This window comes from Algoriella xinjiangensis, assembly GCF_900115015.1.
GTDB lineage: Bacteria > Bacteroidota > Bacteroidia > Flavobacteriales > Weeksellaceae > Empedobacter > Empedobacter xinjiangensis.
Map to the genome: position 1 here is coordinate 1 of NZ_FOUZ01000023.1, position 11,280 is coordinate 11,280.

An 11,280-nucleotide genomic window follows, 5' to 3' on the forward strand; every position below is an offset into this window, starting at 1 on the left:
AAAAATCTTGAATAATAAATAATATTTATTTAAAACATATTAATCATAGATTAAATTGTTAACGTGCTATTTTCTCCGTTTCGTCGACTGACCCCTATATTATCTAAATAACATTTGTATGAATAGCGAGGTTTTTATTTAAAATTTTTAAATTCTCAATCATGGATCACGAAACTCTACAATTGATACTTTATTAATCTATTTTATTACTTAACATAATTCTTATTATCTACCAAAAATTTTGAGGTTAAAACACTGATATTGTGAGAGTGCCGTTTTGGATAAATGATTTCATGTCTAAAACTACTCTGAAAGCCGCATTTTACCGTTGAATGGATATATTCAAATCGGACAGAAAAAGAAGTAGATTATCTCTTCTATAAAGATAATAAATCGAATTTTTACAGAAGAGATAATTATATGTCATTTAAAATATAACCAGGTTATCGTTGTATTTTTTTACTTGTTTTTTGATGATAGAATTGTACCATTCTTTTTCTATGTATTTCATTTTTAAAACCTGATAGCCTTCATCAGTTAATAAAAGATGTCCGATAAATGATTTAACAAGCGGATGATCTGGTCGATTAATCATCATCGATTCAAGAATTTTAAAGTTTTCTTGATCCATTTCTCCGTTTTGAATATTAAACTCCAGAAAGAAACCAACTTCTACTGGATAAGTTGGGCGAGAAAACATCATTAAAAATGCTTGATGGCGAATGTCTTTTGGCATTTTTTGATGAAACTGATTAAAGTAATATTCCATTACTTCCTTTGGTTCTCCTTTTTCTACAATTATTCTGAAATTATCACAGAAAGGTGCTGCTTCTACTCCATCGATTGTTTGGAATGAGGGAGGTTTAGAATCATCGAAAAATAATAGATTGAAGAGTGATGAGATCACCTTCTTTTGAAGGTAAGGGCTGACTTTAGTTTGATTTTCCATATACTTAAAAGTTGGTGCGAAACTAACACAATCTGTTACAGAGGTACTAGGATACCCTAAAGACAAGAAAGGCAAGCCCGCACCAATATATGGCACAGGCGAAAGCCTATCGATTTAGTCTTTATAGAAGATTCCTAGTTTTCTGTAACTAAATAACGATAGCTATCGCTGACGTAATTATTATTTTAATGAATGTAAAAGTACAAAAGAATAAAAACCCACAAACAATTTATTTGTGGGTTTTAAGAATATTATTTAAAATTTAATAAGTTGGGATTTCTTCGATTATCCCATATAGAAAGGATGTATATGTAATTTTCTTTTTTAGAAACTGTATAGAATAAAGAGAAATTATCCAGGATAATTAAACGTTTTACTTTTTTGAAGTTTGTTTCAGATCCAGCTTCAGGATTTTTCTCAAGTAATTCTTCAGCTTCTTTTATTTCTACAAATAGTTTTCTTGAGTATGAATTTGAACCGTTATGATTATTCCAATATTCAAGAATTTCTAAAAATTCTTCAGAAGCTTGATTTTCCCAAATTATTTCAAACATTGTTCGAACATTTTGTGAGCGTCATCTTTAGATTTGAAATTACCATTCTTTATGTTTTTCAGACGAGAATCTAAAATTTCTTTTTGTTCCTTGTTCAGCTCAACGATATTTTTTTCTTCAAGTACATTAAGTCCAATAGCTTTTAGTACATCAATAGCCATTCTAAGCTGAGATGTAGATAATTGATCTTTAAATTTAATAACTGTTTCCATTGTAAACGATTTACTACTCCAAATATACAAACAACTTTCTATTCAATGATGTATTATTTGATCTTTATATATAATATTGAAAATCATTTATATAAAATTTAATTTTTTATATAAATATATAATTACTTATTTATATATTTGAATAATTATATAATTATATAGAATGGCAAAGGTAATTCTTGTAACACATCAAAAAGGAGGAGTTGGAAAATCAACATTGGCATTTAATTTAGCTGCAAATATTAGAGAAAGTGCAAAAGTATGTTTAGTAGATTTAGACGAACAAGGGTCTTTATTAAATATAAAAAAAGCGTCTGAAGTTCCAATTTATGAAGCTTCAAAATTAGGAGAGTTGTTAAAATCAGATTATGATTTTATTTTTATAGATACACCTCCATATTTAACAAATCAATTGAAAGAATTATGTGATTTGGCAAACGTAATAATCATTCCAACCAAAGCAGGAATATTGGATTTACTTGCAATAAAATCTACAATAGAAATTGTAGAAGAATCAAACAATGGAAATAAAGCTTTGATTGTATTCAATATGGTAAAACCTAATACAACTTTAACAGAAGAAATTAAATCTCATTTAGGAGATTATGATATCAAAGTTTCAAAAAATATGATTTCAGATTTGGTTGCTTTTTCTCGCTCTATTTTAGTTAATGGAGTTGAGGAGAATAATAAAGCTCAGAAACAAATTGATAATTTAACGAAAGAAGTACTTACATTATCAATTAATTAACTTTATATAATTATATTTTTATGTAATTATATAAATATATAATTTAATATTTATATAAAATGGGGAAACAAGATATTACAAGTCTAATTAACGAAGTTAAACAGACGGAAAAAAAGACATCAATTCAGAAAGTAGTTCCGATAAAACAGAAAAAAGTTGAAACACTATTTTCTGTTTATATTCCGACTGAAAAGCTGAAACAATTAAAAATGCTTTCAGTTCAAGATGGTGTGAGTATAAAAGAACTTATCAATTCTGCAATTGATGAAAAATATTTTAACAAGTAGATTTTAGATCTACTTGTTATTTTAGACCATATTTTTGTTCAAAAATCTGCTCTGCTTTTTTCTTTAGAGAACCAATAATAAATCCTTTTGGATTATCTGCATTCGAAGCAAAAAAACGAATATCAACAAGGAAATCCAAAAGAGCTTCTTCTGACATATTATTGTAGATATTTTCAAATAAGTTCAAATTATTATTTAATTCTTTATCTGTGAAATTAAAATTATGGATTAAGAAGTCATAAATATTTTTTGGAATAAACCAACGATTTGACATTTGTTTGTTCAAGTTTTGTTTCTTTATATCTTCATCCTCAAATTGTGGTTGATAAATAGGAACAAAGTGAATTGATGTAATTTTTCTACCTGTTTTGATTGGTTCGTAATGAAAAGTGTACGGACTTTTTAAGTCTAGTTCTTTTTTAGCAGGTTCAACAACACGTTTAATAAAATCTTTAGTCTCTTTATATTTATCAGAAATACCAAACATTTGTTTTAAATTTTCTATTGAATAATTTATTGGTGTTTTTTGATTAGAAAGCAATTCATAAAAACGCATAGAAAATGTACTCTCAAATTGCATAGCTATTTTTAATTCATACTTTTTAAAGCCTTTAGAAAAATCTAAAAGACATTGTATAATTTCTTCTGTTAGTACAAACGAAATATATTCTTTTCTTTTATAGACTTCTGGTTTATAAATAATACGAATAGTTCTCCAAACATCTTCATCTTCATATTCAAAAACTTTATTTTCCAAGGAAAGTAAAGCTTTTTTTATTTGAGCATGATTTTTATCTTCCTCATTCTTTTTAAAAGCAGAAAAAGGAAAAGTGAATTTTTTAGAATCTTCAAATATTCCTTGTTGAATGGAGTAGCGTTTATCTAAAATTTTACCTTCAATTAAATATTGTAATTGTTCTACAATTCTGTATAAAATCCGTTTTTCATAAACAGAATAATCGTATTTAGCTGTAGTGAGGATATATGATTGTAAAACTTCCCTATTAGTAATTTTCATAATTCAATTCAGGTTTAAAAAGGACAACTTTAATACAAATATACATAAAAGGACATATAAAAAACAATGTCCTAATAAGTATTATAAAAGTCCTTTTTGTAATATGAAATAGTATTATAAAAGTCCTTTAGTAGTATTATAAAAGTCCTATTTAGATATTTTTAAACCCTTGCAACCTGTTGTACCTCATGTTTGTATGTGTTTTTTGTCGAAAATCGATAAGTAATGTATAATAAGCTATGTAATAATTAATATAAAAACATAGATCTTTTTAAGTTTATAAGAATCAATTTTTCTTTGAAAAATCGAAAGTTAGTAGCTCATTTGAAATAGACTGTTTTCATTGGAGAGGAAAAACAAAAACAATTTGACGTGACTTTTTTATGCGCACCAGGGGGCGGCGCGAACTTATCTTTTATTCGATAGATTTTATCTATTAAATTACTGATTTTTAATTTTTTAACTGTAATTTTGTTAGGTAAAATTTATGTATAACGTAAATTTGAAAGCGAAACTGTTACAAACGACTTCTTTCTGAGGTCGTTTTTTTTTTGCGTTTTAAGCTTTTATTCTTGTTATTAGATGTAATTCATTGTTTTTGTTTGAAGTATGGTTTATTATTGCTTAAAAGGGTATTGTTATCAAAGTTTAAAAGGTTTATTTGTTTTGTTTTTTAAGTTGTTCTTAATTTATCGTTTATTTTATTGTCTGATGCTGAATGACTTTAAATTACTCTTTTTTTAAAGTTTGTATAGATTTCTTTTTAGCGTTATTTTTTAATATTCTGAATAGTTGATGGATGGTGTTTTATAAATTATTTTGTATCTTTCCCTGAATTAATTGAATTAAATAAGGATTTGGATTTTATTTAAATGTATGAAATATGGAAATTGAGGCTAATTTTGGTTTAATATTGTGAGCAAGATGTACCTTTCGCAATACAAAAAGCAAAATATCTTCATTTCATTCTGTTTTTTACTTTTCTTGTGCTCATAGGTTCTCTTGTTTTGTTCCCTTAATCGGTCACAAAAGTCTCCATCTCCGATGGATCATTTTATACTAAAATGAAATTTTGAAATCCTGTTTCAATTTATTTTTTTAGGTATTTTGATGGTTTAAGTGAGATTAATTTCAGTTTATATTTTTAGTGAATTATTGTATGATAGAAGAAGAAATCAATTGGGAAGATTTTATAAAAGATGAGGAACTTCGAGCAACACGAAGTAAAAGTGGGAAGTTAGGAGGACGACCTAAAAAAGAATCTTCAGATCGAAAATCCAAGTCGATTTACATTCGTGTATCGGAAGAAGAGTTTTTAATGTTACAAAAGAAAGTTGTGGCTTCAGGTCAAAATCAAAGTCAATATTGTCGTAATGTTTTATTGAATTCTTCTGTTGCTCCAATTATTCAATCCGTTAGTAGAGATCAAGAATTACAAAGTTTTCGCACAAACTTTAGTCGAATTAGTAATTATATGAAATTCAAAGATCCTCTATTGAATTTGGAAGTCATAAAGGTTATTGAAAAAATGAATCGTTATTTAGATGATCGGAATAGGGAGAACCACGAAGGGAAGTATTAAAGCTATTGCTTATGCTTCTCGTGAAGAGAAAAGGGAACAGAAAGCCTTTGCAACTGAAATTAGTCGAAATGGATTAGTAGGAGAGAATGCTCGAGCAATTTATCATGAACTCATGGCTGTATCGAATCAGAATCATCGTGTCGATAAACCTTTTTATAATGTTGTATTATCTCCTTCAGCTGAGAATACGTTGAAATGGAGTTTGGAAGATTGGGAGAAGTTGGTTCATGATTTTTTAGAGAAGAAGGAGTTATCTTCTCATCAGCATATAGCTTATTTACATCAAGATACAGATACGTCTCATTTACATCTAATTGTTAATCGTATTGATTTTAATGGAGAGAATAGAGTGAATCAACGCTTTATAGGTAAACAGACGAGTCGTATAGCGAATGAATTAGCACAGGATAGGAGATGGAAGAATATGCTTGAATTGAGTAAAGAGAAGAGTCAATTCAAGGTTTTACAGTACGGAAATGTTTTAGTAAATGGATTGAAAGAGAGTTATAATTTGAAGGATTTAGCGGATCATTTGAAAGGTTTAGGTTATGGTTTGAATCTTCAGTTTGATCAGAATGAGCGATTGAAAGGCTTAAAAATTTTTCAATTTTCGGAGGTGTTAGAAAATGAAAGGCGTAAACAGAACAGGCAGAAACCTGTGAATTATGGCGTAAAGTTCAGTGAGCTTTCTCGTGGTCATGATGCGTTTAAAAAATTGAAAGCGGTTAATTTACAGGTGTTTTTAGAACAGAAAGCAGAGAAATTGAAGCTTCAACAAGAGCAGGAGATTAAACCAAAAAGAAATATTGGAAGAAGATTTTAAAAATTAATACTAAACTTATGAGTGAAAATAATAGACCAAAAAGTCCAAGTGAAATTTTAGAAGGGTTAAGTAATGAAGCAAATAGAATGGCTTTATTAGCGAAAGAAATTGATGAAAAGATTTATGCTTTTTATTCAGTTCAAAAGCAGTTTATTGAGAATGGAAATACGATTACTGCTGAGCAAAATAGAATTTTAAATGAGTTAAAGAGTTATAAATCTCCAAATATTTCATTAGATCCTTATGCAAAAAAGCAGATGGAAGAGCTGAAAGAATATGATAAAAAGATTCGTAAAAAGGATCGAACTATTCCGTATTTAATCTTGATTATTTTTCTTTTACTTGCTACGTTTATTTATTTTTTTAATCAGGATTTAAAGACAAAGAAGGAGGTAAAAGAAAATTTAATGAGTGAAATTTATTCTAAAGGGGATACGATTGTGAACAAAAATGACTTTGATTTAGCGAATAAAAATAGTAAGTTAATGAACGAATGGATTGATAAAAATCCAAAGGATAGTGAAAAGTTTATTCTATTTTTCAAGAAAAAAACAACAAAGTAAAAAGTAAATTAACTCCAAAAATAGATGGTTAGAATGTAATAGACACAACTTAATCTGACAGGATAGAACTACAATCGATTTCTCGTTCTATATGATTTGTAGAGAGAAAAGCATTGTAATTTTTTTTATTTTCTTAGAATTTTATATTTATAATGTTGGTATCCATTCCTCGTTTCACCATATTTTATTAATTTATCAGAACAATTGGAACATATTTTTGTTTGATAATCAATGGTAAAAGTTTATTTTGTCATAAATTGTGTTAAAATTGTCCACCAACACATCTGATAAACAAGGTTATCAAGTGAATTGATTTTAGCTTTTTTAAGAGTATAAAAATACCCAATAGTAGAGATAGCCTACTATTGGGTAAAGTTATTTAATATTTAATTAATTGTTTTTATGTTAGTTGTGTAAAACAACACATCTGGAACAGTACCATTTTCTATAGAAAATATGTTTCATAAACTCTATTATCAATAATAAGTTTTTTTATTTTACCTATTTCTACAAGAGCTTCTATTTCTTTTTTTAGATTACTTTCATCAATTTTTATATCAAAGTAGGTATCAATAAATGTATATAAATTCCATATTGTATATTGATATTTTAAATTCTTATCATAAGGAATAAAATCGTAATCACAAATGATATTATTTTGAATAACTTCACATCCCCCTCCATGAAATCGGTAATTAAAATTATCTACACTTCCTTCTCGTTCAAATAAAACACCTATATAATCTTCGTATAAATTACCATTTATATCATAATGCTTCTTCAACGCTTCTTCAAATGAAACAATGAATGATCTATAGGTCCTTAAATATAATTGTATATCTATCATAATTTTGATTATTTATGTAAGCCTTTATGTATTTCATTTACTTTATTTTTAAATAATTCCATTGCTTTCTTAGTATTTAATTGTATAACATCTAGTGCTTTATTTTTATTAATATGTATCAAAATTCTATGATGACCGTCCAATATATAAGTTTTTCCTTTGTGTACATATGTGTAAATAGGTTTGGCATATACTGATATATCACCAGCATCTATTTTACTTGAAATTTTAGAGTATGTAATGGATCCTTCTTGGACTCCTTTTTCTGTGGAAATTAGATTTTGGAGACCTTTTGAAGAGTATTTTACATAGGATTGAACTCCTCCTCCTCCTGATACAAAACTCAATATTCCCCCATCTAATTTGACTACTTTTAAAGCTTGACCTATAATCTTACCTGATTTATCTACATTGTAAGTATATACACCATCATCCCAAGTTCTTCCATTTAAATAATAGTCAATAGTTTCTAGGGTTCCGTCAATAGGATCCATTACTTTTTCTCCTTTTTTGCGGTGTTTAATTATTTTATATTTAGGAGGATCGTCCCCATTATCAAAAATAGGAGTTGTAAATTTATGTAAGGTATGATTTAATCCATTTGTAATTAATCCATGTCGCATTCCTTGCCAAAAATCACCTCCAGCGATAGTAGATGAGATACCACCTGTAATACCCCCTGAAACGACAGTAAGTGCATCAGAAATAGCTTCAGAATCAATACTTAATCCTTGTATGCCTGACCCTGCTAATGAAGATATAGCACCTGAAGCAAAACCACCCAAAAATTTACCACCATCTATGGCACTCATTATTCCTCCAGATACAGCATGTGCACCTGCTTGAAAGGCTACTCGCAAAGTTACACTAGCTATTGTCTCGGCAATAGCTCCAATACCAAAACTTACGGCAGATGATACTGCGGTGATAGTCATGGCTTTTCCTAAACCATACCATAAAGGAATACCTTCTATTGCATTCATTACAACATGACTAACAATAGCAATTGCAGCAGCTACAATAACAGCTACAATTGATTCACCACTAGGGTCATTATATATTAAAGGATTATTGTAAACATAAGTATAACGATCAAAATTTTGAGTGTTATATGGATCTTGAACAAAATTATCAGGGCTGATAAATCGGCGTAAAACTGGATCATATAAACGACCATTCATATGAATTAATCCAACACTTTGTAAATGTTCATGACCTGTATAACCTCTATCAATGATACCTAATGTTTTATTAATAGTCCCATTTTGATGAACAACTTTTTTGATATTACCCCATGCATCAAAAAGGCGTTTTTCAACTAAAACACCAGTAGAAGAAGATAATGCAAGTATAGTTCCTTGAACATCACGATGTAAATAATAATTGGTTTCATACCCAAGAGAACTATTTGTTATTTCATTTACTTGGATATAACTTGAAGAGTATGGATCTCCATCGATATATGTAATAACTTTGTATTTACTTCCATCAAATTGGATTTCAACCGCTTTATCAGACGTGTAAAATTTGCGGTATGGACGTTTCGTTTTATCTACATCTTCACTACCATAGTAAGCAATACTTCTCTCTTTAAAAAGATTAAAATCATATGAAATACGATCTTTTCCTTTTAAATAAATTTCAGTAGCCTGTTTGTAGCTATTAAATTTAATTTCGTGTAATCCTCTATTTTCTAATAATTGATTTCCTTTCGAATTAAATTCAATACTCTTGATTTTATAATTCTTGTCATTGTAATTGTATTTACCAATTTCAGAATTATAGACCATTCGACCTTTCGGGTCATAAACATATTGATTAATAGTGACGTTATTTTCTTTTTCAGACGTTAAACGATCTAACTCATCAAAAGTAAAGGATTCATTAGAAGCTTCTAATCCTTTGAATTGAATATTTCTTTTTTCTAAAAGATTACGTTTTGCATTGAAAGTATAATCAATTTTTAGTTCAGATTGACCTGTTGAATTCGCTAAATTAATTTGAGAAGGAAAGAAATCTTTATCATAACTTGTAGTTAAACTAAGAGAGTTTCCAAAGTCTAATTTTTTAACTTGTCCTTGAGCATTAACTTCTGTAAGTTTTTTGATGGTTTTATTCTTTAACGCATCACGCTCCTCGACTAAGAAACCATTTGTGTCATAAACATTTGATATTTGAGAATTAATAACTTTATTAATTGCTCTAATCGTTGTTTTTAAAGAAGTATCTTTTACTTTGTTTTGAGTATCATATGTTATATAAGATTCATAAATTAAATCTTTAGTTGTTTCTTTTTTACCTTTTAAACGATATAATTCATCATAGAATGTTTCATATTCGTAATAATTTCCATTACTTGTACCATACGTTTTGGTAGGTAAAAGAGTTGTTGGATTATATTCATGATTTATCTGAATAGTAGAATTATCATCTGAAGAGACATCTTCTTTGATTAATTTATAAAAATTATCATACGTATAAACTGTTTTTCCTTTTGGACTTATTTCTTCTAGAATATTTCCAATAGCATTGTATTTGTAGGTGTATTTTCCAGCTGAAGGATCGTTCATTTCAATTTTATTTCCCCAACCATCTTGAATTACACTAATAACAATACCATCATAATTAGCCGCTTTCAGAGTACCGTTTGCATAATAATCATAGAGGATACTTCCTCCTTTATCAGTATGTTTTATAATTTGTCCAGCAGAATTGTAAAGTTTAGACGTTTTTTTATTTCCTTCATCTACTGTAACACCCAATCCTTCATAACAAGTCGTAATAATTTTTCCGGTGCTTTGTGTATATTTTGTAATACGATCTAAAGCGTCGTATTCAGTATTATTCCATTTTTTTTCTTCACCTTCAAAGTAAGGTTCGGATTCTTTTATCTTCTTACCAAAAAGATCATACTCAATATCAACTAAAGTCCATTTATTATTGATTGATTGTGTTTTTTGTTGAATAACACGATCAAATTTGTCATATATAACAAAAGTAGAAGGAACACCAGGAGTGGAAGTTGAAAGCGAATATTTTCCATTATCTAATTTCTGTTTGACTAAGACAGTCTTAATATTATATGGATCTGTAGATTCTATTTTGTTACCCCAATTATCATATTTGTATGTTGTTTTTAATCCTAATGAATTTGTGATTATTAGAGGATTTCCAAATAAATCAATTGTAACAGATTCAATTTTTCCTTCAGGAGATGTAGTTTTAACAATGAATCGCTTAGAAGAATCATATTCAAATTTAGAAGTAAGTGTATTAATCCCTTGACCTGATAATGATTCTTCTATATTATTTCCAACAGCGTCATATTTATAATCAGAAATAATCGCAGATGTATTATTTCCATATTTTTCATCTTTTATAACATTTCCATTCGTTTTATTATAGGAATAAACGTTTTTAGAAGAGAAAGAACCATTGTTATTTGTAGAGATATTTTCATGTTGTTTGATCTTTCCAGCAAAAAAACTTTGACCTGAAGTGAAATCAGGTTCATATGTAAATTTTTCTTCTGATTTTTGTCCATTTTCACTTCTATAATCGATGAAAGATGAAGTTAAGAAACCTCTTGTGTTGTAGGTTGGATATACTAACTTAGTTGGGAGTAAAAGTTAAGCATAAAACCTTAATTTTAATATATGAAAAGAATCCGTAAAATTTATCCAAGCGATTTTAA

General features: G+C 28.1%; 12 protein-coding genes. 6 read left to right on the forward strand and 6 right to left on the reverse strand.

Annotated features, from left to right (window positions below; translation table 11 throughout):
• Positions 1 to 427: 427 nt before the first annotated feature.
• The 3 genes from BM072_RS14965 to BM072_RS14975 form a co-directional block, all read right to left on the reverse strand.
• Entirely contained in the window at positions 428 to 949 is a 522-nt protein-coding gene (locus BM072_RS14965) for a hypothetical protein (RefSeq protein ID WP_092910552.1), read from the reverse strand.
• Positions 950 to 1,200: 251 nt separating this feature from the next.
• Entirely contained in the window at positions 1,201 to 1,503 is a 303-nt protein-coding gene (locus BM072_RS14970) for a type II toxin-antitoxin system RelE/ParE family toxin (RefSeq protein ID WP_092910555.1), read from the reverse strand.
• Entirely contained in the window at positions 1,491 to 1,715 is a 225-nt protein-coding gene (locus BM072_RS14975; protein ID WP_092910556.1) for a hypothetical protein, read from the reverse strand. The genes BM072_RS14970 and BM072_RS14975 overlap by 13 nt, the downstream gene beginning before the upstream one ends.
• Positions 1,716 to 1,878: 163 nt before the next feature.
• Here BM072_RS14975 and BM072_RS14980 point away from each other — a divergent pair, with 163 nt between their 5' ends.
• Positions 1,879 to 2,466 carry a ParA family protein gene (locus BM072_RS14980; protein ID WP_092910559.1) on the forward strand — a complete coding sequence of 196 codons (588 nt, stop codon included), beginning with the start codon at positions 1,879 to 1,881 and terminating at the stop codon, positions 2,464 to 2,466.
• A gap of 59 nt (positions 2,467 to 2,525) precedes the next feature.
• A complete protein-coding gene (locus BM072_RS14985; RefSeq protein ID WP_092910561.1) occupies positions 2,526 to 2,753 on the forward strand; it encodes a hypothetical protein in 228 nt (75 codons plus the stop codon).
• 16 nt (positions 2,754 to 2,769) lie between these two features.
• Here BM072_RS14985 and BM072_RS14990 read toward each other — a convergent pair whose 3' ends face one another.
• Entirely contained in the window at positions 2,770 to 3,771 is a 1,002-nt protein-coding gene (locus tag BM072_RS14990) for a replication initiation protein (protein WP_092910564.1), read from the reverse strand.
• Positions 3,772 to 4,930: 1,159 nt separating this feature from the next.
• On the opposite strand from BM072_RS14990, the gene BM072_RS14995 reads away from it, so the two are divergent.
• The 3 genes from BM072_RS14995 to BM072_RS15005 are packed head-to-tail and all read left to right on the forward strand — an operon-like array spanning position 4,931 to position 6,739.
• A complete protein-coding gene (locus BM072_RS14995) occupies positions 4,931 to 5,353 on the forward strand; it encodes a plasmid mobilization protein (RefSeq protein WP_092910571.1) in 423 nt (140 codons plus the stop codon).
• Positions 5,316 to 6,176, forward strand: a complete 861-nt coding sequence (locus tag BM072_RS15000) for a relaxase/mobilization nuclease domain-containing protein (RefSeq protein ID WP_092910574.1) — start codon at positions 5,316 to 5,318, stop codon at positions 6,174 to 6,176. The genes BM072_RS14995 and BM072_RS15000 overlap by 38 nt, the downstream gene beginning before the upstream one ends.
• A gap of 17 nt (positions 6,177 to 6,193) precedes the next feature.
• Positions 6,194 to 6,739 (forward strand): hypothetical protein, encoded by a 546-nt coding sequence (locus BM072_RS15005; protein ID WP_092910577.1) that lies wholly within the window; start codon positions 6,194 to 6,196, stop codon positions 6,737 to 6,739.
• Positions 6,740 to 7,184: 445 nt separating this feature from the next.
• Here BM072_RS15005 and BM072_RS15010 read toward each other — a convergent pair whose 3' ends face one another.
• Both BM072_RS15010 and BM072_RS15015 read right to left on the reverse strand, forming a co-directional pair.
• The gene (locus tag BM072_RS15010; RefSeq protein ID WP_092910580.1) at positions 7,185 to 7,586 is read right to left on the reverse strand and encodes a DUF6896 domain-containing protein; all 402 of its coding nucleotides are present in this window, start codon (positions 7,584 to 7,586) and stop codon (positions 7,185 to 7,187) included.
• 8 nt (positions 7,587 to 7,594) lie between these two features.
• Positions 7,595 to 10,348 (reverse strand): RHS repeat-associated core domain-containing protein, encoded by a 2,754-nt coding sequence (locus BM072_RS15015; protein WP_092910583.1) that lies wholly within the window; start codon positions 10,346 to 10,348, stop codon positions 7,595 to 7,597.
• Between the two features lie 217 nt (positions 10,349 to 10,565).
• On the opposite strand from BM072_RS15015, the gene BM072_RS15020 reads away from it, so the two are divergent.
• A complete protein-coding gene (locus BM072_RS15020) occupies positions 10,566 to 10,871 on the forward strand; it encodes a hypothetical protein (protein WP_092910586.1) in 306 nt (101 codons plus the stop codon).
• Positions 10,872 to 11,280: the final 409 nt, after the last annotated feature.

Excerpts from the sequence above, each read along its gene's own strand:
- BM072_RS14965 (WP_092910552.1), bottom strand. The coding sequence starts at position 949 with ATGGAAAATCAAACTAAAGTCAGCCCTTACCTTCAAAAGAAGGTGATC.
- BM072_RS14970 (WP_092910555.1), bottom strand. The coding sequence starts at position 1,503 with ATGTTTGAAATAATTTGGGAAAATCAAGCTTCTGAAGAATTTTTAGAA.
- BM072_RS14975 (WP_092910556.1), bottom strand. The coding sequence starts at position 1,715 with ATGGAAACAGTTATTAAATTTAAAGATCAATTATCTACATCTCAGCTT.
- BM072_RS14980 (WP_092910559.1), top strand. The coding sequence starts at position 1,879 with ATGGCAAAGGTAATTCTTGTAACACATCAAAAAGGAGGAGTTGGAAAA.
- BM072_RS14985 (WP_092910561.1), top strand. The coding sequence starts at position 2,526 with ATGGGGAAACAAGATATTACAAGTCTAATTAACGAAGTTAAACAGACG.
- BM072_RS14990 (WP_092910564.1), bottom strand. The coding sequence starts at position 3,771 with ATGAAAATTACTAATAGGGAAGTTTTACAATCATATATCCTCACTACA.
- BM072_RS14995 (WP_092910571.1), top strand. The coding sequence starts at position 4,931 with ATGATAGAAGAAGAAATCAATTGGGAAGATTTTATAAAAGATGAGGAA.
- BM072_RS15000 (WP_092910574.1), top strand. The coding sequence starts at position 5,316 with ATGATCGGAATAGGGAGAACCACGAAGGGAAGTATTAAAGCTATTGCT.
- BM072_RS15005 (WP_092910577.1), top strand. The coding sequence starts at position 6,194 with ATGAGTGAAAATAATAGACCAAAAAGTCCAAGTGAAATTTTAGAAGGG.
- BM072_RS15010 (WP_092910580.1), bottom strand. The coding sequence starts at position 7,586 with ATGATAGATATACAATTATATTTAAGGACCTATAGATCATTCATTGTT.